The following is a 21,729-nucleotide window of genomic DNA, read 5'->3' on the forward strand; positions in this document are numbered from 1 at the left end:
AGCCGGATGCGGCGCTGGCGCCTTATCCGGCCTACGGCAGCGTGCAAATTGTAGGCCTGATAAGCACAGCGTATCAGGCATAGTGAGTGCGGCTATTTTGTAAAACCGTTTTGCATACAAATCTGCGCGCTGGTTCTCAGGGTGAAGGCTAACTTGTCAGGATACTGGCGGTAATAGTTATGTTCTTCTTCCAGCCCTTTTGCCTGCGCCAGACGTACCGTTTCCAACGAACAGGTTCGGTAGATCAAATCTTTATTCATATTGCTCTGCTTCTCGCGCTGTTTATCTGCAGACAGCGCCAGCCAGCGTTCTGAAAGCGTATAATCGTAGACTACCCGATTATCTTTCGCCTGAACGTTCTCAATGGTAATAAACTCGTCAATTTTCAACCTTGGCTGCCCGCGCATTTTTTTCTTATCTTCTGCGGCGGCATATTGCGCCAGCGTATTAATATCCATGCTGGCTATTTTTTGCTTATAGACTTCAACGTAAGCCGCAGGCTGCTGATAATGCTGAGCATAGGCATTTCTTAATTCCCCGTCACTCATTGAACAGCCAGCTAAAAATAAAGGTAATAGCAGCGTCAGTTTTGTTTTAGTCATGATGTTATCCCATTCATTATTGTGGTCCCCAGTCGCCCATAGCAAATAAACGTCATCGCATTACAGGTGAGCTTTAGGGTTGTATAAACGGGGCGGCGACAGCACAAGTGCAATTATCTTAAAATGGTGGAATAAGCGGGAAACCCTGCCAGAATTGGCAGGGTTAATGGATGAAGAGGATCAGAATTCCATTTTCACCGTGAACTGTACCTCTCGCGGATCGCCAATCTGATTACCCAGATTATTGGTGGCAATGGATGAGGTGTAATAGGTCTTATCAAACAGGTTTTTCACATTGAGCTGCAATGTGACCGGATACTGCAGCTTCATTTTATAAGCGGCAAAGGCATCGGCGACAAAATAGCCCGGCAGATAATAGTCTGCGCCATTGGTTGCGGAACGGCGACTCACCCCATGACCCCCACCGCCAATCGTCAGGGTATTGCCCATAAAGGCATTCTGAATATCATAGGTGAGGAATAATGAGCCGGTATGCTTCGGTACATTAGGCAGCGGCTTACCTTTGTAATCAGGATCTTCCGTCACTTTCGCGGCGGTATAACCGTAGCTGGCGATGATATTGGTGTTGGTGGTCAACGAACCGGCGACATCCACTTCCACGCCTTGTGAACGCACGCGACCCGCCGTTTTCGCCACGGTTTCGCCATTGATCATTTCGTTGTACAGCACATTGCGCTTATCAATATCAAACAGGGCAATATTGGCGGTGATACCGTCAAAGATATCGAATTTTGCTCCCACTTCATAAGCCGTTGAGGTTTCAGGTGGCAGCTCGCCAATATAACTGGCGATAGAATATTGCGGCATAAAGGATCGCGACACGTTACCGAACAGCGATACGGACGGCGTCAGTTTGTAAACCATACCGAATTTGGGTACCCACTGTTGGTCGCTACTGTCGGTGTTGACGTTGAACGGACGGCCTTTGCCAGCGTATTCGGTGTAGTACTGATAACGCATCCCGGCGACGGCAATCCATTTATCGGTCAGGTACAGTGCGTCCTGCACATACGCAGAATAGCTCTCTTGTTGAATGGTCTGATCGCTATCAGCGGCAGAAACGTTAGTACATTTACCCAACGTACCGTAGACAGGATTATAAATATTGAACCCTTTTACGTTCTTGCAGCGGATCATGTCGGTGCGTAGCAGATCGTAGTTCTCATAAGAGACACCGGTGAGGATCTCGTTATAAAAGCCAGCGATATCGACGTTGCCCTGCAAATCGGCACGCGTGGCGTGCATGCGCTGGGTGGAGCCTTGAGTGGCATCAACACGGCGGGTCAGATTTCCGGTGGCAGAATCATAAGCCATCACGCGAGCCTGATTGTCGCTGTATTTATCCTGGCTAAAGCTGTAGTCGAATTTCGCTGTCCATTCACTGTTGAAACGGTATTCGGCATTCAGTTGCGCCAGATCCGATTCGCCATCGGTGATATTAAACGGCTCATCAAAACGGGTTTTGCGATCCACATTCACCGCGTGTTTGGTGTTGAGATCGAAAATGGTGCCGCGATCGAACGGGGCTTTATAGTCGCGATGTGAATAGAGCACGTTGACGGTGGCGTTGTCGCCAAACCAGGTCAGGGACGGGGAGATGAAAGTGCTCTGATTGGTGCCGAAGTTACGCCAGTAATCCTCATGCTGATATTCGCCGATCAGGCGATAGGCCAACTGCGTGCCTTCAATCGGCCCGGTCACGTCAAACTGCCCTGTGCCGCCGCCAAAGCTGCTGGAGGTTGCTGAAATCGACCCGCCAAACTGCGTTTCCGGACGTTTGGTGACGACATTAATCAGGCCGCCGGGATCGAGAATCCCGTACAGGGTTGAGGCCGGGCCTTTCAGCACTTCCACGCGTGAGGTGGCGGCGTTAAAGCTGCGCGGCAACACGGTTTTCAGACCGTTGGTCATCACTGAGCCGTCACGGTTTGCGCCGAAGCCACGGCGGACAAACGCATCCTGTGTGCCACCTAATGTGTTGGTTTGCACAACGTTACTGACGTTATACAGCGCTTCGTCCAGCGTCGTGACATGCTGATCTTCCAGAACTTTATCGCTGACAGTGTTCACCACTTGTGGGATATCCAACAATGGCATGGATGTCAGCGTCGCGGTGGACGAGCTCAGCGGTTGGTAACCCGATGTTACGGCCTGATCGGCAGACGACGCATCTGCCCGAACGGTGATGGTATCTTCCCCTTTAGGCGGAGTCGTCTCTTTCTCCGCTGCGAATACCGTAGGTGTTGTTGTCATGCCCAGAAAGAGAGCAGAGCACAATGCCCGCCCTTTCATCCCCGAAAAGTAAGTCGTTAACTCAGCCATTATTTTATTTATTCCGCAAAAGACCCTGCCAAAAATGGGCAGGGAAACAGGTTGATTCAATTCATTGCCCGGCTTGCCAGCCCTGCATTTATCCATCTGTAAGCCGGCGTTACTGGCGTCAGATGTGTAATTGAGAATCATTCAATCATGGGCGTTTGTAGTAGTAAACGTAAAAATGAAAAAGAAACTACAGACGATTCGCCGCAATTTAACCGTCATTTATTTACGGGTATTTAATTTTTAATATATTGAAAAAGAATGATTTTTATTGATTTTTCAGTGTTTTTTATTTGTGCTTTAGTTGTTGGCGACAGGTGATGTAACTACAGGGTGTAATTGCTTGACTACTACAGTGCAAGCCAGCAAGATCACAAAGAGAATGAGTTTTATTTTTATTTAGAGAGTTACGCATGCAGGCTTTGCCATGCGGCGGCGCAGGAGTGAACATGCCACAGCATGTGGAAAATACCGCCCACAGAACGGGCATTGAACTACAACAGCTTTCTGCGGGTTATCGCCATAACACCATTGTCCACGATATCTGTCTTACTATCCCGCAAGGCAAAATGACGGTGCTGGTAGGGGCGAACGGCTCGGGTAAATCAACGTTGTTAAGCACTATCGCCCGTATGTTGAAACCGCACGGCGGCAGCGTATTGCTGGATGGCAAAGCCATTCATCAACAGCCCACCAAAGCGGTTTCACGCCAGCTCGGCATCCTGCCGCAATCCCCATTGGTGCCCGAAGGACTCACCGTTTTCGAACTGGTATCACGCGGGCGTTTTCCCTGGCAGAACATGCTTTCGCAATGGACGGACGATGACGAACGCGCCGTGGAGCAGGCACTCCAGTTGACCGGAACTGCTGATTTTGCGCATTTACCGGTAGAGAGCCTTTCCGGTGGGCAACGTCAGCGCTGCTGGATTGCGATGGCGTTGGCACAGCAAACGCCGGTCATCTTGTTGGATGAGCCGACTACGTTTCTCGATCTGCGCTATCAGGTGGAGATCCTCGAACTGCTGCATTCACTCACTCGCCATCATGGCCGTACTGTGGTTGTGGTCCTGCACGACCTGAATTTTGCCGTGAATTACGGGGACATGCTGGTATTCCTTAAACAGGGGACGCTGCAGGGCGTCGTGCATGATGGCGAAAACTGCACGCCCGAGTTGATTAAGCACGTATTTGACGTCGACGTGCAGATGTCGGTGAATCCTCTCACCGGCAAACCGTTCTTTATGCCGTTCCGCGCGCCGGGCGGGCAAGCGCAATGACGGTCATGGCAAGCACACTGGCTCGTCGCCGTGGCCGGTTTATGCTGGCGCTCCCCGTGTTAACGCTGCTGTTGTGTGTTCTGGCGGTGGCGCAGCTGGGTGTTGGCGCTCGCACTATCAGCCCGCAGACCGTCGTGCAGGCGCTGTTCCACTTTGACGCGAAAAATTTCGACCACCGGATTATTGTCTCCTTACGTCTGCTGCGCATGACGGCGGCGATGCTGGTCGGCGCGGCGTTAGGTGTTGCGGGGGTGCTGTTGCAGGCGTTGATTCGTAATCCGCTGGGAGAGCCGCATATTCTGGGGCTGAATGCCGGTGCGGCGTTTGTCGTTGTGTTGTGCGCCGCGCTTGGCGTGACGGGGGTAAGCCAGCCATTGCTGGCGGCAGGCGGTGCTGCGGCACTCTTTTCGTTGGTGATGGCGCTTTCATCTGCCGGGCGTGGTGGCTTAACGCCGCTGAAGGTCACGTTGTGCGGCGTGGCGCTGTCGGCCATGGTGTCATCGCTGACTGCGGCGATCCTGATTCTGGATGAACAAACCCTGTTGGCAATGCGCACCTGGCTGGTGGGTGATCTCGCGGGTCTGCATTGGGAAAGTCTCAAAAGCGCCGTTCCCCCGTCGCTTGCCGGTATGGTGCTGGCGCTCGCTATTGCGCCGGGCCTGAATATTCTGGCCCTCGGCGACCGTATGGCCTGTGGATTAGGGGTGAACATTCTGCGCATACGCGTGCTGGCGATGATCGCCATTGCGCTGCTGTGCGGTGCGGCAGTCTCCGTCGTGGGGCCGCTGGGGTTTATCGGCCTGTTAGTGCCTAACGTTATCCGCCGTCTGGTAACAGACGATATTCGTCAGATGCTTCCGACGTCGGCATTGCTGGGTGCGGCGCTGCTGCTGCTGGCCGATATTGCTGCCCGCACGGTGCTGGCTCCGCAGGAGCTGGCTACAGGGATCATGACCGCCCTGGTGGGCGCACCGGCGTTTATTTTCATTGCGTCGAGGTTTTTGAAATGAACGATCTGCTGCAGCGTGCGGGGCTTCGTGCATGGCGGGTGGGGAGATTTTCTCGTGTCATTCGTCCCAAAACCGTGCTGTACAGCCTCGGCCTGACGGTGCTGGCCATCGCATTACTGCTGTTCGGTGTGATGCAGGGGTCGCTCCCGGTTCCGGCTTCCGCTATCGGACGGGCGGTGTTTGACCCTCAGGCGTTGACGGCTCAGCAACAGTATGTCGTGTGGGATGTACGACTGCCGCGACTGCTGATGGCGCTTCTGTGCGGGGCGATGCTCGGATTGGCCGGGGCGGCAATGCAATCGATCACCCGCAACGGGTTGGCCGATCCCGGGCTTATCGGTGTTAAAGAAGGGAGTTGCGTGGTGGTGCTGGCCCTGGTGCTGCTTTTCCCGTCCGCAAGTCTGGTCTGGCGGCCCCTGGCGGGAATGGCCGGCGGCGCACTGGTCGCCACACTGGTGATGCTGCTGGCCCGTGATTTCTCCCGGCCTCGCTTCGTGTTGATAGGCATTGGTGTGTCATGGTTCTTTGCGGCGGGAATGGGCGTATTTATGACCACCGCCGATGTCCGTGACGTACAGACTGCGCTGGTCTGGCTGGCGGGCAGCCTTCATGCCGCCACCTGGCCACTGCTGCTGATGGCGCTGGTCTGGACGTTGCCTGCGGCCATCATCTTATTTGCCACAGCGCGAGCTTCGGATGTGGCGCTGCTTGGCAATGCGGCGGCAACGGGGCTGGGGGTACGTTTACCCCGACTGGCGTTGTTGCGTTTTCTCGCGCCGGTTGTACTCACCGCCGCCAGTGTTGCCTGCGTGGGCAGCCTCGGTTTTGTCGGGTTGATGGCGCCACACATGGCACGATTCTGGCTGCGTGGCGGACAAACAGCCCTGCTGTGGGGCAGTGCGTTGATCGGTGCGTTGCTGGTGCTGGTTACCGATACCGTGGGTCGTCTGGCGTTTGCGCCACTGCAAATTCCGGCCGGGATCGTCATTGCCCTGGTCGGTGGACCGTTCTTTTTACTGTTGCTCTGGCGTCGCCGGGATCGTTTGTAATTGCTAAGAGGGTATATGCGTTTAATCTTTTCATTGCTGCTGCTGGTCGGCTGCACAGTCCAGGCGGCGGTGCCTGTTCAGTCATTTACTGACGATCTCGGGCGGGTGGTGAACGTGCCGCTACATCCGCAGCGCATTGTGTCATTGCACGATCTCGACATCACTATTCCGCTGATCGAACTGGGCGTGCCTCCGGTGGCCAGCCACGGCCGAACGCGCCCGGATGGCAGCCATTTTTTACGCTCCGGCGTGCTGCTGACCGGCGTGGATTTTGATAATTCGACCATGACGTATATCGGTACGGCAGACATTGATATTGAAGCCATTGTCGCCGCGAAACCGGATTTAATTATCACCGAACCCAGCCGTAACACGCCGATTGAGCAACTGGAAAAAATAGCGCCGACGGTCAGTATCGACCATCTTGATGGCGGTGCGCCGGAAATCTACCGCAAGCTGGCGCAGCTTACAGGTACGCAGCACCGGCTGGCATTGCTGGAACGGCGCTACCGTGAAGAAATTGCCCAGCTCAAACGGACGGTCGATACGCAGCACATCTCTGTGGCGGTAATACAGGCCAATCAAGGAAAAATCAATGCGTTGCACACCTATCATTCCCTGGGACGAGTGTTACGCGATGCTGGCTTCACCTTCCCGAAGCTTATCGACAGCATTCCGCCGGGTGGGCGCATTGATGTCAGTGCGGAACGTCTGCCTGAACTGGATGCCGATTTTGTCTTCGCGACCTGGCGTGGCGATACCGGCGGTAAACCGCAGGATGAAATCGCGGCGATGGATGCGGTGATGCCGGGCTGGTGTGAGTTCCTGACCGCCTGCCAGCGCGGACATTACGTTTTACTCTCCCGTGAAGAGGCGATATCCAATTCCTATGCCTCGCTCAGTCTGATGGTGGCGCAGGTGCAAACGCATATCGCCGGTCGCTGGCTACCGGAGGCGAAATAATCATGCTGACGGCGAAAAAAGCCAAAAATCGTATTGATGTCTATGGTGACCGTTTTCGCGCCAGGGCGCATTTACTCTCGCCACGTATGCAGGCCGTAGCGCGTTATATCAACGAAAACCGCGAAGTGGTGCTGGAGTTTACGGCGATAGAAATCGCTGCCGCCACTCAAACCTCTGACGCGACGGTGGTCAGGGCAATTCAGGCGCTGGGGTTTGCCGGGTTGCGCGATTTAAAGCAGACCATTGAGCACTGGTTTGGCCCTGGCGTGACCTCAGAAGAGAAGATGACCACCACGGTGAATACGCTCTCTTGCGATGTGAACTCCAGCATTGATTTTGTCTTGCAGGGGCATCAGCGCACCTGTGAAGCCCTTTCCACTCCGCAAAACCGCTATGCAATCGCGCAGGCGGTGGCGCTATTGGTAGAAGCCCGTCAGGTGGGGATTTTTGGCATTGGCGCATCCGGCGTATTGGCGGATTATACCGCGCGTCTGCTCAGCCGTATTGGCCTGCCTGCGGTAGCGTTTAATCGCACCGGGATTAACCTCGCGGAGCAACTGATCGCATTGCAGCGGGGAGATGTGCTGATCATGATGGCGCAGAAATCACCGCACCGGGAAGGGCTGACGACCATTCGCGAGGCCAGGCGGTTGGGTGTCCCGGTTATTTTACTGACGAACGCGCTGGACTCCCGTTTTAGTAAAGAAGCGGATGTGGTGATTAACGTGCCACGCGGCGGCGAGAATGGGAAAATGCCGCTCCACGGTACGGTACTGGTGTGTCTGGAAATGATTGTGCTGTCTGTCGCGTCTACCGCGCCGCAGCGATCCATTAAATCCGTGAAGCGGATTAACGAACTGTACCGGGGCATTGGTAAATCCGGGGCGAAGAAATAAACCGGTGATACCCGATATGCAGGCCGGGTAGGGGGCGTCACCACCCGGCATAAAGGCAGACAGATCAAACCATTAATGGCCGATCATTCTGGCCTTCGGGATCAGCTGGAAATACATATGATCCGGCACCGGTGACTGCCAGACGTTGGCATACACCGCATAGCCTACGGCGGCAAACAGAATACCGAGCAGCAGTAGCGTCATTGTCCACCCTGATAACCTACCTTGTCGCCACCATGATTTCGGCGCTGTGCTGTGCCCTGATTGTGCGCCAGGCGGTGTCTTCAGTGACAGGGTTAGCGTTGAGGCTACCGGACAGGATTCCACACAGGTCATACATCCCGTGCACTCAACGGTGCGTACCTGAATTAAGCGATCGACCGGAATATTCGACGGGCAGTTCTTTGCGCATTTGCCGCAATCGATACAGCTGTCGGCATTGCGGCGGATCTTAAACGGCGAAAGCAAAGAGAACAGACCAAGCAGTGCGCCATAAGGGCACAGATAACGGCACCACGCATTGCGAATAAACAGGCTCATGATGCTGATAACCGCCACCACGATGAGCGTCGTCGTGCCGATATTACGAAAGAAATCGAGCATTTTAACGTCGATAATCATGCCGTAGGCTGACATCAGAAAATACTGAATCCCCTGTGCGGGCATCGACAGGGCGATATACAGAAAGAAGCTCAGCAGCAGATATTTCAGGCTCAGCAAAGGGAGATCCAGCCAGCGCGGCAGGGTAAAGTTGCGACCCACTATTTTTTTGCCCAGATTACCTATCAACTCAGACAGTGTACCCACCGGGCACAACCACGAGCAGAACGCTTTTTTTAACAGCAGACTCATCAGGATAAAGGCAACCAGCAGCAGCATGGAAGCGGCGTGAATGGGGGGAAGAAAGCCGGTTTCCAGTGTGTATCTGATATTCATCAGACCGGCAATGGGAAGCCATCCCTCAATACCGCCTGGCCTTGGGATATAAACGCTGGTACCGGCTGTTTCGAAATAGCGAACCCAATACCAGAACGTCACGCCAATATAGATATTGATGGCCAACAGGAGAAACTGGGTGGCTTTTCTCCAGCTACTGGCATTGCGCCAGTCATTCCACGGCAGTTTCCCTCCGACGGTACCAGGGCGGCGCTGCCAGCGCGTTTTTTTCTTCCCGTTCATGATCTTTTATTATCCCTCATATTTCCCCCTGCATTCAGGAAGACTCATCACCGGGATATGCTACCGCTATAAAGATATAGTGTATTTGATTTGCATCTTATTAATCGGCTGCCATTTTTATCACGCTAATGGGCATGTATAAAAATAACAGCACGATATTTATCACAGGTCAGATAAATACCCTGAACGGGGTATTTATTTATCTGTGGGGGACGACAGTCATTCCTGGTACGCTTCTACGCGGTTACGGCCATGGCTTTTCGCCAGATAGAGCGCGCGATCGGCTTTATCAACCAGTTGTTTGTAGTCGGGGTGATAGTCATATTCGGCAACGCCGATACTGACGGTAATAGAGAAGGATTCAGTCACGGAAGCGGCAATATGCAGCTCGGCAATTTTCTTGCGCAGTGTTTCCAGAATAATCGAGGCCTGCGATTCGTCTGATTCGACCAGCAGGATCATAAACTCTTCACCACCATAGCGGAATACGTAATCGCTGCTGCGGATGTGCTCATAAATAACGGCTGCGACGTTTTTCAGTGTCATATCGCCAGTATTATGTCCGTAGCGGTCATTGATCTGCTTAAAATAATCAATGTCCAGCATTGCCAGGGTAAAGGGTTTTCGTGAATGTAACGCCAGCGAGATTTCACGGCGCATAATCGTTGGAATAAAGCGGCGATTAAGCAACTGGGTCAGCGAATCTTTGCCATTTTCCTGTTTGACCAGCGCTTCAAACATTGAGGCGAGGAGAAAATGGATTTTGGCCGAGAGCTGTCGGACATCCTGCAATAAGCTCATCCGTTCGGCTTCGCCAGGCTGATGCTGATTCGAGAGCGTCTGTGTCAGACGGTTATCGATTTCAGCGATCACGGATTCCATTTCTGCCAACAGATTACCGCTGCCAAGAATGTGTTTTCCCTTATGGGAGAACCACATACCAAAATCAGAGTCTGCCAGGAACACCAGATCACCGGACGGTAATCCGGTCGCAATGTTGTAGATAAACTGATTTTCCCAATCGGTAAACGAACGGATCTGCCGTTCGCGCTCGACGTTGACGTCGTCGTAAATGGTCTGCAGCCGATACTGCTCCTGCGTGTGCAGCGAGTTTTGATAGCTCGGAGAGTAGGAAACAGTCATGGCCTCCAGCGCAGTGTCCATCGCCAGACTGCTGAAACAGATAGCCTCGCTCAACAGGCTGACAGAGTAGTCTGCCTTACTTTTCAGCAACTGATACAGCTCTTCTTTTAGCTTACGCGCCCCGCGGTTAACCAGATCGATAGGCAGGCCGATACGGGCGTGTACCACACCTATTTCACGCTGTTTTGCCAGCAAGAGCGGGAGGTCTTCATATGCGCTGCCGAGCACGCTGCGCAACCAGTCAAACATACTGCCGCTCAGGCGCGTACTGACCTGCTCGGTATTCAGAAACAACGCGCTCTCCGCGTGAGAGAGCATGTAGTCATAAAAAACGGTCACTAAATGGCGGATCTCATCGTCGCTTAACCCTGTGAGGATCGTATGAACGTCAGGGGATGTCTGGCGTATTAGCGCCCGCCATTCTGTAAGGAGTAATGTGTCGTTTACGGGATCAACCTGTTCCATCTCACAGCCACTCAAAATGTGATTGAAAAATTCAGGCGGTATTACGGACAATTACGTCACGATGGTCAAGTGAAACTCTCTTTACGCATTAACGATGGCGAATACCTTCATAAATCAGCCTTAAGGCGAAGACGCCGATGATGGCACCAATCACCCGACTGGCAACGCGCTGAATGCGCCCATACGCACGACGCACCGCAGGAAGAGAAAACGCCTGGCTGAGAAAAATACGCCAGATAACAGAAGAAAGCACAATGCCTGCCCATGCCATCAGCCTGGCCCAGGTCGGGGTTTCTGCGCTTAAGGTGACCGAGAAAATACTAATAAAAAACAGTACGGTTTGCGGATTGGATAAATCCGTTAACAGCCCGCGACGAAAGAATACATACCAGGGAGCAGAGATCGGCTGCTGTAAGGTGGGCATTTGCGGTGTGGCCTGATGGCGTATGCTGTTCCAGGCAAACCACAGTAAGTAGGCACCGCCGACGATTTTTATCAGGGAGAATATCTCTTCACATTGGGTGATAAGCGTTGCCATACCAAACAGGCCAAGCCCGGAGTAGAACGCATCGCCTAAGGCAACGCCCAGACCGGTCATCACTCCCGCACGTCGTCCCGACGCCAGGCTGGTTTGCACCACCACGAACAGGTTTGCACCGGGGTTGAAAAAGGTTAAAACAAACAGGCTAACGGTGAGCACGACGGCGTGCAGAGGTTCCATAGACAACGATTCCATCAGTGAGAAAATGAATGTTTACCCGCAGGTCATTTAAGAATCTGCACCTACTATAGTTTTAGTGCAATCAATATTCTGAGTATTCACTCACAGTGCGCCATCAAACGCAGTTAATTTCTCAATGTCATCATTAACGCTATTTGTGTCACTGGAATCGTTGGATAACGCGGCAGCGCTGGATCGCCTGTTGTGGCTACGGCGCAAGATTTCTTTATATTTCCGTTGGCTCTGGATCTTTTAATCAGGCTGAACTACTTATTAATCATCCTTGACTCGCACGATGGATGTTCAGGGGTCGATGATGGCATATATAACAAAACCTGGAGCTTTGATATGAAAACTGGATATAAAGTACTTATTGGTGCGTTAGCTTTAGTTTTTTCCAACGCCTATGCTGCGGAATTTATGACAAAACTTGAGTTTGAAAAGGTTGAGTCGCAGTACACAAAAATCGGTGATATTTCAACGAGTAATGAAGTTTCTGTTGCAGATGCTAAAGAAGAGCTGCTGAAGAAAGCTGAAGAGAAAGGCGCTGATGTGGTGGTATTAACCTCCGGCCAAACGGATAACAAAATCCATGGCACAGCTAATATTTACAAGAAAAAATAACGCGCTGCATTGAAAGATAAAATACCCGCCAGCCTCTGTACTGGCGGGGTTTTTTTTTNTATTCTTTTAATCTGCGCCAGAACGTGGTTCGGCTGATACCGAGATAGCGTGCCGCTGCGGTTTTATCACCGTTGAATTGCGCCAGCACCTGTTGTGGCGTCAGAGATGATGATATCTGGGGTATTTCGGCGACAATCGCCAGCTCTGGCAATAATTGCAGCAAGAAATGGACGTTAAGTTCTGGTTGCGGCTCGACGCTTAAAAATAATGCCAGACGCTCCATCATATTGCGTAGCTCACGAATATTCCCCGGCCAGCCGTAATTCAGCAGCATATGTTGGCTGAGCCCCAGCCCTTTACGCACCGGCTCAGAAAACGGTACATCTAATTCCGCCAGTGACTGTTTTAAAAAGCCTTCCGCCAGCGGTAAAATATCGGGTAGCCGTTCGCGTAGCGGAGGGAGTTTGAGGCGCAGAATGCTCAGGCGATAAAACAGATCGGTACGAAACTCGCCTTGTTTCATCTCTTGTTCCAGGTCGCAGTGCGTGGCGCTAATCACCCGTACCTCTACCGGAATGGGTTGATGTCCACCGACCCGGGTGACCTCTTTTTCTTCCAGTACGCGCAGCAGTCGGGTTTGTAGCGGTAACGGCATTTCACCTATCTCATCAAGAAACAGCGTTCCGCCGTGGGCGATTTCAAACAGACCCGCGCGTCCACCCCGCCGTGAGCCGGTAAAAGCACCATCCTCATAGCCGAACAACTCCGCTTCCAGTAAGGATTCGGTGATTGCCCCGCAGTTGACGGCAACAAACGGTGGTGAGGGTTTACCGCGTCGATTCTCCTGACGGGTGAAATATTCACGATGAATGGCCTGCGCCGCCAGCTCTTTCCCCGTACCCGTTTCGCCCTGGATCAACACCGGTGCGCGGGAACGGGCGTAGAGCATTATGGTGTGCCGCACCTGTTCCATCTGAGCAGAGTGACCGCGCATATCTCCCAGTGCATAGCGGGTGCGCAGCGTATCGCCAGACGCGTATTGACCGTTTCGCCGCAGCGTCAGGCGCGTCATATCCAGCGCATCGACAAAGGCCTGGCGCACGGTAGCCGCTGAATAGATAAAGATGCCGGTCATACCGGCTTCTTCCGCCAGATCGGTAATGAGTCCCGCCCCGACCACTGCTTGAGTGCCGTTGGCCTTCAGCTCGTTGATTTGTCCTCGGGCATCTTCTTCGGTGATATAGCTACGCTGTTCAAGCTGTAAATTGAAGGTCTTTTGAAAGGCGAGAAGCGCAGGAATGGTTTCCTGATAGGTAATGACGCCAATCGATGATGTGAGTTTTCCCGCTTTCGCTAATGCCTGTAGCACATCGAAACCGCTGGGTTTAATCAGGATCACCGGAATTGATAAGCGACTTTTCAGATAGGCACCGTTGGAGCCCGCCGCAATGATCGCATCACAACGCTCGCTCGCCAGCTTCTTGCGGATATAGGCGACCGCTTTTTCAAAACCGAGCTGGATAGGGGTGATGGTCGCCAGGTGGTCGAACTCGAGGCTGATGTCGCGGAACAGTTCAAACAGACGCGTAACGGAGACCGTCCAGATAACCGGTTTGTCGTCATTCATCCGCGGCGGAAGATGCGTATCAGCCATAAGCAACCCAAAAAGTAAGGAACCGAATATTGGGTTTAGTTGTGTTTCATAAATGTTGCAATGAAACGTTCATCTCGGTTTCATGAAACGATAGCTGACACGCTTTTGTACATAAAAAATGCTGGTGTTAAATGTAATTCTTTGTTTTAAAAATAAAAAATAGAATTTCAGCCAAAATTCAGGTCTTTGGCATACCCCTTGCTTTAGGTTAATCAACGAACGATAACAAGTTGATAACAAGAGGATGGGATATGTCTCTACACTCCCCAGGGCAGGCGTTCCGCGCTGCGCTCACCAAAGAAAATCCATTACAAATCGTGGGCACCATTAACGCCAACCATGCGCTCCTGGCCCAACGCGCCGGATACCAGGCCATTTACCTGTCAGGCGGCGGCGTGGCGGCCGGCTCATTGGGATTGCCCGATCTCGGTATCTCTACGCTGGATGATGTGCTGACCGATATCCGCCGTATCACCGACGTTTGCCCACTGCCGCTGCTGGTGGACGCCGATATCGGGTTTGGATCGTCGGCATTTAACGTGGCGCGAACCGTGAAGTCGATTGCCAAAGCCGGTGCTGCTGCACTGCACATTGAAGATCAGATCGGCGCTAAGCGCTGCGGTCATCGCCCGAACAAGGCGATCGTCTCGAAAGAAGAGATGGTCGACAGGATCCGCGCCGCCGTGGATGCGCGTACCGATCCCAACTTTGTCATCATGGCGCGTACCGATGCGCTGGCGGTGGAAGGGTTAGAGGCGGCTATCGATCGGGCGCAGGCGTATGTCGAAGCGGGCGCTGACATGCTGTTCCCGGAAGCGATCACCGAGCTGTCTATGTACCGTCAGTTTGCTGACGCGGTGCAGGTGCCGATCCTCGCTAACATTACCGAATTTGGTGCGACACCGCTGTTCACCACCGATGAGCTGCGCAGTGCAAATGTTGCGATGGCGCTCTATCCGCTGTCTGCTTTCCGTGCCATGAACCGCGCCGCTGAACGGGTATACAACGTGCTGCGTCAGGAAGGTACGCAAAAGAGCGTGATCGACATTATGCAGACGCGCAACGAGCTGTACGAAAGCATCAACTACTACCAGTTCGAAGAGAAACTCGACGCGCTGTACACCACGAAGCCGTAGGCCTGATAAGGCGCAGCCGCCATCAGGCAATGCCGGATGGCACTACGTTTATCCGGCCTACAACGTACTACGCGATGCATACCCTCAATACCCTATATATAAAAAATAACGAGGACAACATGAGCGACACAACGATCCTGCAAAACAGTACCCATGTCATTAAGCCGAAAAAATCCGTCGCGCTGTCCGGCGTCCCCGCCGGAAATACGGCGCTGTGTACCGTAGGAAAAAGCGGTAACGATTTACACTATCGTGGCTACGATATTCTCGACCTGGCGCAGCAGTGTGAATTTGAAGAGGTTGCGCACCTGCTGATCCACGGAAAATTGCCTACCCGCGATGAGCTCAACGCCTACAAGAGCAAATTAAAAGCGCTGCGTGGCTTACCCGCTAACGTGCGTACCGTGCTGGAAGCGCTGCCGGCAGCATCACACCCGATGGACGTCATGCGCACCGGCGTCTCCGCGTTAGGTTGTACGTTGCCGGAAAAAGAGGGGCATACCGTCTCTGGCGCGCGCGACATCGCTGACAAACTTTTAGCCTCACTCAGCTCAATCCTTTTGTATTGGTATCACTACAGCCACAACGGCGAGCGCATTCAGCCGGAAACTGACGATGATTCGATTGGCGGCCACTTCCTGCATCTGCTGCATGGCGAAAAGCCGTCGCAAAGTTGGGAAAAGGCGATGCATATTTCGCTGGTGCTGTACGCCGAGCACGAATTTAACGCCTCCACCTTTACCGGCAGAGTGATCGCCGGTACTGGCTCAGACATGTATTCCGCCATTATCGGGGCGATTGGCGCACTGCGCGGCCCGAAACACGGCGGAGCCAACGAGGTATCGCTGGAAATCCAGCAGCGCTATGAAACACCGGATGAAGCCGAAGCGGATATCCGTAAGCGTGTGGAAAACAAAGAAGTGGTGATTGGCTTTGGACATCCGGTGTACACCATTGCCGACCCGCGCCATCAGGTGATTAAGCGCGTGGCGAAACAGCTCTCTCAGGAAGGCGGTTCGCTGAAAATGTACAACATCGCCGACCGTCTGGAAGCGGTGATGTGGGAAACGAAAAAAATGTTCCCGAATCTCGACTGGTTCTCGGCGGTCTCCTACAACATGATGGGCGTCCCCACCGAAATGTTCACACCGCTGTTTGTCATCGCCCGTGTTACTGGCTGGGCGGCGCACATCATCGAACAGCGTCAGGACAACAAAATTATCCGTCCTTCCGCCAATTATGTTGGCCCGGAAGATCGCGAATTCGTCGCAATTGAAAAACGTTGCTAATGCCAAACCGCTAAAGATAAAAAAACAGGAAATGTACCCTATGTCTGCACATATTTCGAACGTCCGTCCTGAATTTGACCGTGAAATTGTTGATATCGTTGACTACGTTATGAATTACGAGATCACCTCAAAGGTGGCGTATGACACTGCACATTATTGCCTGCTTGATACCCTCGGCTGCGGCCTGGAAGCGCTGGAATATCCGGCCTGTAAAAAGCTGTTAGGGCCGATTGTGCCGGGTACGGTGGTGCCGAACGGCGTTCGTGTGCCGGGTACCCAGTTCCAGCTCGATCCCGTTCAGGCGGCATTTAATATCGGTGCGATGATCCGTTGGCTGGACTTCAACGACACCTGGCTGGCCGCTGAATGGGGCCATCCTTCCGATAACCTCGGCGGTATTCTGGCGACGGCTGACTGGTTGTCACGCAATGCGGTGGCGGCGGGAAAAGCGCCGTTAACCATGAAAAAAGTGCTGACCGGCATGATTAAAGCCCACGAAATTCAGGGCTGTATCGCGTTGGAAAACTCCTTTAACCGCGTTGGACTTGACCACGTCCTGCTGGTGAAAGTCGCCTCGACCGCCGTTGTTGCCGAAATGCTCGGATTGACCCGCGATGAGATCCTTAATGCGGTATCGCTGGCGTGGGTCGACGGACAGTCGCTGCGCACCTATCGCCATGCCCCGAATACCGGCACACGTAAATCCTGGGCTGCTGGCGATGCCACTTCCCGCGCAGTGCGTCTGGCGCTGATGGCGAAAACCGGCGAGATGGGCTACCCGTCTGCGCTGACGGCAAAAACCTGGGGCTTTTATGATGTTTCCTTCAAAGGGGAATCGTTCCGCTTCCAGCGCCCGTACGGCTCATACGTGATGGAAAACGTGTTGTTTAAAATCTCCTTCCCGGCCGAGTTCCACTCACAAACAGCGGTTGAAGCGGCGATGACGTTGTATGAACAACTGCAGGCGGCGGGTAAAACGGCGGCGGATATCGAAAAAGTGACCATTCGTACACACGAAGCCTGTATTCGTATCATCGATAAAAAAGGTCCACTGAATAACCCTGCGGATCGTGACCACTGCATTCAGTACATGGTGGCTATCCCACTGCTGTTCGGACGCTTAACCGCAGCGGATTACGAAGACGGCGTGGCGCAGGACAAACGCATTGATGCGCTGCGCGAGAAGATCAATTGCTTCGAAGACCCAACCTTTACCGCGGACTATCATGACCCGGAAAAGCGCGCCATCGCAAACGCCATCACCGTGGAGTTTACCGATGGATCACGTTTTGAAGAAGTGGTGGTGGAGTACCCCATCGGCCATGCGCGTCGTCGTCATGACGGGATGCCGAAACTGGTCGAAAAATTCAAAATCAACCTGGCGCGTCAGTTCCCGACCCGTCAGCAGCAGCGCATTCTGGATGTCTCCCTGAACAGAGCAAGCCTGGAGCAGATGCCAGTCAACGAATACCTTGATTTGTTCGTTATCTAAACCTGCGTGCGGCAAGGCGTAAGTTCAACAGGAGAGCATTATGTCTTATAGCGATTTTTATCAGCGTTCGATTACGCAACCTGAGTCGTTCTGGGCCGAGCAGGCCCAGCGTATTGACTGGCAGCAGCCGTTTGCCCAGGTACTGGATCATCGTCATCCACCGTTTGCTCGCTGGTTTTGTGGCGGGACGACGAATCTGTGCCATAACGCCATCGACCGTTGGCTGGAGAAACAGCCTGACGCGCTGGCGCTGATCGCGGTTTCATCGGAAACCGAAGAAGAGCGCACATTTACCTTTCGTCAGTTGTATGACGAGGTAAACGTCGCGGCGGCGATGTTGCTGTCGCTGGGCGTACAGCGCGGCGACAGGGTGCTGGTTTATATGCCGATGATCGCCGAGGCGCACATTACGCTGCTGGCCTGTGCGCGGATTGGGGCGATCCATTCCGTGGTATTTGGCGGATTTGCCTCGCACAGTGTGGCGGCGCGGATCGACGATGCCCAGCCAAAGGTCATCGTATCGGCGGATGCCGGGGCGCGCGGCGGCAAGATCCTGCCGTATAAAAAGCTGCTTGATGATGCGATTGCGCAGGCTCAGCATCAGCCGCGCCATGTGGTACTGGTCGATCGTGGCCTGGCGAAAATGGCGTGGGTTGAAGGGCGCGACCTCGACTTTGCCGCGCTGCGCCAACAGCATCTCGGCGCACGCGTGCCGGTGGTCTGGCTGGAATCGAATGAAACCTCCTGCATTCTCTACACGTCCGGTACAACCGGTAAACCCAAGGGCGTGCAGCGTGATGTGGGCGGTTATGCGGTAGCGCTGGCCACCTCGATGGACACCATTTTTGGTGGCAAAGCGGGCGGCGTTTTCTTCTGCGCGTCGGATATCGGCTGGGTGGTGGGACACTCGTACATCGTCTATGCCCCGTTGCTGGCGGGGATGGCGACAGTGGTGTACGAAGGGTTGCCAACCTGGCCGGACTGCGGCGTGTGGTGGAAAATCGTTGAAAAATACCAGGTCAGCCGGATGTTCTCGGCGCCGACCGCGATCCGCGTGCTGAAGAAATTCCCGACCGCGCAGATCCGTAATCACGATCTCTCCTCGCTGGAAGTGCTGTATCTGGCCGGCGAGCCGCTGGACGAACCGACGGCAAGCTGGGTAACCCAAACGCTGGGTGTTCCGGTTATCGACAACTACTGGCAGACCGAATCTGGCTGGCCGATTATGGCGATTGCCCGCGGGCTGGACGACCGACCGTCGCGTCTGGGCAGTCCTGGCGTGCCGATGTACGGCTACAACGTGCAACTGCTCAATGAAGTGACTGGCGAACCTTGTGCTGCAAATGAGAAGGGGATGCTGGTGATTGAAGGGCCGTTGCCGCCGGGTTGCATTCAGACCATCTGGGGCGATGACGAACGCTTTGTGAATACCTATTGGTCGCTGTTCTCCCGCCAGGTGTACGCCACCTTTGACTGGGGCATTCGTGACGACGATGGTTACTACTTCATTCTGGGGCGTACGGATGACGTGATCAACGTCGCCGGACACCGGCTGGGCACGCGTGAGATAGAAGAGAGTATCTCCAGCTATCCGAACGTTGCTGAGGTAGCGGTAGTGGGGGTGAAAGATGCGCTAAAAGGGCAGGTGGCCGTCGCGTTTGTCATTCCAAAGCAGAGTGACAGTCTGGAAGACCGCGACATTGCGCATTCTGAAGAGAAGGCGATTATGGCGCTGGTGGACAGCCAGATTGGTAACTTTGGCCGCCCGGCACATGTCTGGTTTGTGTCACAACTGCCGAAAACACGCTCCGGAAAAATGCTCAGGCGTACGATCCAGGCGATCTGCGAAGGCCGCGATCCTGGCGATCTGACCACCATTGACGATCCGACATCGTTACAGCAAATCCGCCAGGCGATAGAGGAGTAAGGCGTTGCCGGATGGCAGCTTCGCCTCATCCGGCCTACGAAACCGCGCACCGTAGGCCGGATAAGCGCAGCGCCATCCGGGGTAGTGTTAGCGCCAACTCAGCTGATAATGATAACGCCCTGCGCTCAATTGAAATTCCGGCGACACTGAAGGGCTCCATGAATCATCCCCGCCGACGCCCATATGGAAACCGTCAATGTTGAGCCATGTTCCGGCTTCAGGCTGCAGCAGATGACGATGGCTGGTTTCCATCAGTTGCTTCTGGCTGTAACGGCTGATGTTGAACTGGAAATCACCACGCCACAGATGCTCCCCGTAGCGTAATTCGCGTGTCCCGCAGCGCAGGCCGTTTTCACTCGGGAAGACGTACGGCGTATACATCTCATCCAGCGTCAGATCCCAACGATCAAAACAGGCAGCGCTCAGGCGATCCGGGTAGTTCTCATGCGGCCCAAGGCCTAACCAGTTCACCCGCTCAGCCACCTGTGCCAGCTGGCAGCTCAGGCCGATACGCGCCGGGTGCGGCGTGCCGCTGGCCACATCGACATCCACGGTAATCTGCATCTCGCCGTGGCCGTCGAAATGATACGACTTACGGCTGACAAACAGCGTTTCGCCCTGATACTGCCAGGCATGCGCGGTGGTGATAAGGATGCTGTTCGACAGCGCTTCGGCCTCGCATTGCACTAGTAGTGGCTCAGCACGGTAATGGCCCGCGGCCTTCCAGCGTTCGACCCAGGCATTAGGATCGATACGCGTGACTTCGCTGATGCCGATGTCGTTATCCAGCGGTGCGCGGGTAAACTGATCGATTAACGGTGCTAACAGCTGTGTTTCTTCGGCCAGCCAGTATTGCGTCAGTAAACCTGTCCGGCGGCAGAATTCCCAGCGTTTATCGCTGACGATTACCGTAAACGTGTCATCGCGGGTCGTTAGCTGTGGCGCTGTGCTGGCGCGAGGTTTAATCGCCAGACTGAGCTTTTCTTCCAGCTTCCACTGCTGCCAGGCGCTGATATGCCCGGCGTCTGACCACGCAGTCGCCTCGGGTTGTTCCACGCGAACCGTCAGCCACAACTGGCCTGCGGTTTCCGGCATCGGGATGGCTGGCAGGGTGATCAGCTGGCGGCCCTGTGGGGCGATATTCAGAGCGATTTCTCCGGCGGCCAGCCGGTTGCCGTCCTGGGCGATGGACCAGTGCAGGATTTCGTTATCGCTGCAGCGGAACAGGTATTCGCTGCGTACTTCAATCTGGCGCTCGTCACCCGGTAACAGCGTAAACTGGAAAAACTGCTGCGCGTGTTTGGCCTCATACAGCGACGGATGCGGCGTGCGGTCGGCAAATACCAGCCCATCCATGCAGAACTGGCGGTCGTTCGGTGTGTCGCCAAAATCCCCGCCGTAGGCTGACCACGGATTACCGTTGTCGTCGTATTTAATGAGCGACTGATCGACCCAGTCCCAGACGAATCCTCCTTGCAGACGCGGATACTGGCGGAATGCCTGCCAGTATTTGGCGTAGCCGCCGAGGCTGTTACCCATCGCATGAGCATATTCGCAGAGGATCAGCGGGCGCTGCTCGCCGGGCATCGACAGCCATTTTTTGATTGACCATTTGGGTACCGCCGGGAAGGGCTGATCCTGGTCTACGCGGGCGTACATCGGGCAAATAATGTCGGTGGCTACGGTATCTGCGCCGCCGCCTTCGTACTGCACCGGGCGAGAGGGATCTTCCGATTTCAGCCAACGATACAGCGCGTCGTGGTTCGCGCCGTGACCGGACTCATTGCCCAATGACCAGATGATGATACTTGGGTGATTGCGGTCACGCTGTACCATGCGCGTGACGCGCTGGCTCATGGCAGGAAGCCATGTTGGGTCGTCGCTCAGGCGATTCATGGGCACCATACCGTGGGTTTCGATATTGGCTTCATCCACCTGTGAGTTCAATGGGTCGATGCAACG

At 54.2% G+C, this 21,729-nt stretch carries 15 protein-coding genes and 2 pseudogenes; 10 read left to right on the forward strand and 7 right to left on the reverse strand.

The annotated features are described in order from the left end of the window. Window positions 1-92 precede the first annotated feature (92 nt). Window positions 93-602: a hypothetical protein gene (locus FDX19_RS22420; RefSeq protein WP_137384450.1), complete on the reverse strand. Its 510-nt coding sequence runs from the start codon at window positions 600-602 to the stop codon at window positions 93-95. A gap of 180 nt (window positions 603-782) precedes the next feature. Further along, a complete protein-coding gene (locus FDX19_RS22425; RefSeq protein WP_137384451.1) occupies window positions 783-2,945 on the reverse strand; it encodes a TonB-dependent siderophore receptor in 2,163 nt (720 codons plus the stop codon). Between the two features lie 446 nt (window positions 2,946-3,391). Here FDX19_RS22425 and FDX19_RS22430 point away from each other — a divergent pair, with 446 nt between their 5' ends. The 5 genes and pseudogenes from FDX19_RS22430 to FDX19_RS22450 all read left to right on the forward strand — a co-directional run bounded on the left by FDX19_RS22430 (window position 3,392) and on the right by FDX19_RS22450 (window position 8,137). Continuing rightward, the gene (locus tag FDX19_RS22430) at window positions 3,392-4,219 is read left to right on the forward strand and encodes an ABC transporter ATP-binding protein (protein WP_137384452.1); all 828 of its coding nucleotides are present in this window, start codon (window positions 3,392-3,394) and stop codon (window positions 4,217-4,219) included. Beyond that, window positions 4,216-5,229: an iron ABC transporter permease gene (locus FDX19_RS22435; RefSeq protein WP_137384453.1), complete on the forward strand. Its 1,014-nt coding sequence runs from the start codon at window positions 4,216-4,218 to the stop codon at window positions 5,227-5,229. The genes FDX19_RS22430 and FDX19_RS22435 overlap by 4 nt, the downstream gene beginning before the upstream one ends. Continuing rightward, window positions 5,226-6,278, forward strand: a complete 1,053-nt coding sequence (locus tag FDX19_RS22440) for an iron ABC transporter permease (protein ID WP_137384454.1) — start codon at window positions 5,226-5,228, stop codon at window positions 6,276-6,278. Before FDX19_RS22435 ends, FDX19_RS22440 begins: the two co-directional genes overlap by 4 nt. A gap of 15 nt (window positions 6,279-6,293) precedes the next feature. Further along, window positions 6,294-7,241, forward strand: coding sequence for an ABC transporter substrate-binding protein (locus tag FDX19_RS22445; protein ID WP_137384455.1), 948 nt, complete (start codon window positions 6,294-6,296; stop codon window positions 7,239-7,241). Beyond that, a pseudogene (locus tag FDX19_RS22450) lies at window positions 7,207-8,137 on the forward strand (MurR/RpiR family transcriptional regulator). The gene FDX19_RS22445 and the pseudogene FDX19_RS22450 overlap by 35 nt, the downstream one beginning before the upstream one ends. A gap of 72 nt (window positions 8,138-8,209) precedes the next feature. On the opposite strand, the gene FDX19_RS22455 reads toward FDX19_RS22450, so the two are convergent. The 3 genes from FDX19_RS22455 to FDX19_RS22465 all read right to left on the reverse strand — a co-directional run bounded on the left by FDX19_RS22455 (window position 8,210) and on the right by FDX19_RS22465 (window position 11,645). Next, window positions 8,210-9,316, reverse strand: coding sequence for a 4Fe-4S binding protein (locus tag FDX19_RS22455; RefSeq protein WP_137384456.1), 1,107 nt, complete (start codon window positions 9,314-9,316; stop codon window positions 8,210-8,212). Between the two features lie 219 nt (window positions 9,317-9,535). Beyond that, on the reverse strand, window positions 9,536-10,924 hold the full coding sequence (locus tag FDX19_RS22460; protein WP_137384457.1) for a diguanylate cyclase: 1,389 nt from the start codon (window positions 10,922-10,924) through the stop codon (window positions 9,536-9,538). A gap of 88 nt (window positions 10,925-11,012) precedes the next feature. Next, window positions 11,013-11,645 (reverse strand): LysE family transporter, encoded by a 633-nt coding sequence (locus FDX19_RS22465; protein ID WP_137384458.1) that lies wholly within the window; start codon window positions 11,643-11,645, stop codon window positions 11,013-11,015. A gap of 348 nt (window positions 11,646-11,993) precedes the next feature. Here FDX19_RS22465 and yahO point away from each other — a divergent pair, with 348 nt between their 5' ends. After that, window positions 11,994-12,269 carry a DUF1471 family periplasmic protein YahO gene (yahO, locus tag FDX19_RS22470; protein ID WP_003830901.1) on the forward strand — a complete coding sequence of 92 codons (276 nt, stop codon included), beginning with the start codon at window positions 11,994-11,996 and terminating at the stop codon, window positions 12,267-12,269. A 64-nt stretch (window positions 12,270-12,333) separates the two neighbouring features. Here yahO and prpR read toward each other — a convergent pair. Then, window positions 12,334-13,923: pseudogene (gene prpR, locus FDX19_RS22475) on the reverse strand (propionate catabolism operon regulatory protein PrpR); the annotation flags it as partial. Window positions 13,924-14,174: 251 nt separating this feature from the next. Here prpR and prpB point away from each other — a divergent pair. From prpB to prpE, 4 genes are all read left to right on the forward strand, one after another. After that, a complete protein-coding gene (gene prpB, locus FDX19_RS22480) occupies window positions 14,175-15,059 on the forward strand; it encodes a methylisocitrate lyase (protein WP_137384459.1) in 885 nt (294 codons plus the stop codon). 119 nt (window positions 15,060-15,178) lie between these two features. Beyond that, window positions 15,179-16,348, forward strand: coding sequence for a 2-methylcitrate synthase (gene prpC / locus FDX19_RS22485; RefSeq protein ID WP_137384460.1), 1,170 nt, complete (start codon window positions 15,179-15,181; stop codon window positions 16,346-16,348). Between the two features lie 40 nt (window positions 16,349-16,388). After that, window positions 16,389-17,840, forward strand: a complete 1,452-nt coding sequence (locus tag FDX19_RS22490) for a bifunctional 2-methylcitrate dehydratase/aconitate hydratase (RefSeq protein WP_137384461.1) — start codon at window positions 16,389-16,391, stop codon at window positions 17,838-17,840. Window positions 17,841-17,880: 40 nt separating this feature from the next. Beyond that, the gene (gene prpE / locus FDX19_RS22495; protein WP_137384462.1) at window positions 17,881-19,767 is read left to right on the forward strand and encodes a propionate--CoA ligase; all 1,887 of its coding nucleotides are present in this window, start codon (window positions 17,881-17,883) and stop codon (window positions 19,765-19,767) included. An 87-nt stretch (window positions 19,768-19,854) separates the two neighbouring features. Here the strand turns inward: prpE and FDX19_RS22500 are convergent. Next, a partial coding sequence (locus tag FDX19_RS22500) for a glycoside hydrolase family 2 TIM barrel-domain containing protein (protein WP_137384463.1) occupies window positions 19,855-21,729 on the reverse strand: 1,875 nt, incomplete at its 5' end.

Origin of the sequence: Citrobacter sp. wls619 (genome assembly GCF_005281345.1) — a bacterium.
GTDB lineage: Bacteria > Pseudomonadota > Gammaproteobacteria > Enterobacterales > Enterobacteriaceae > Citrobacter.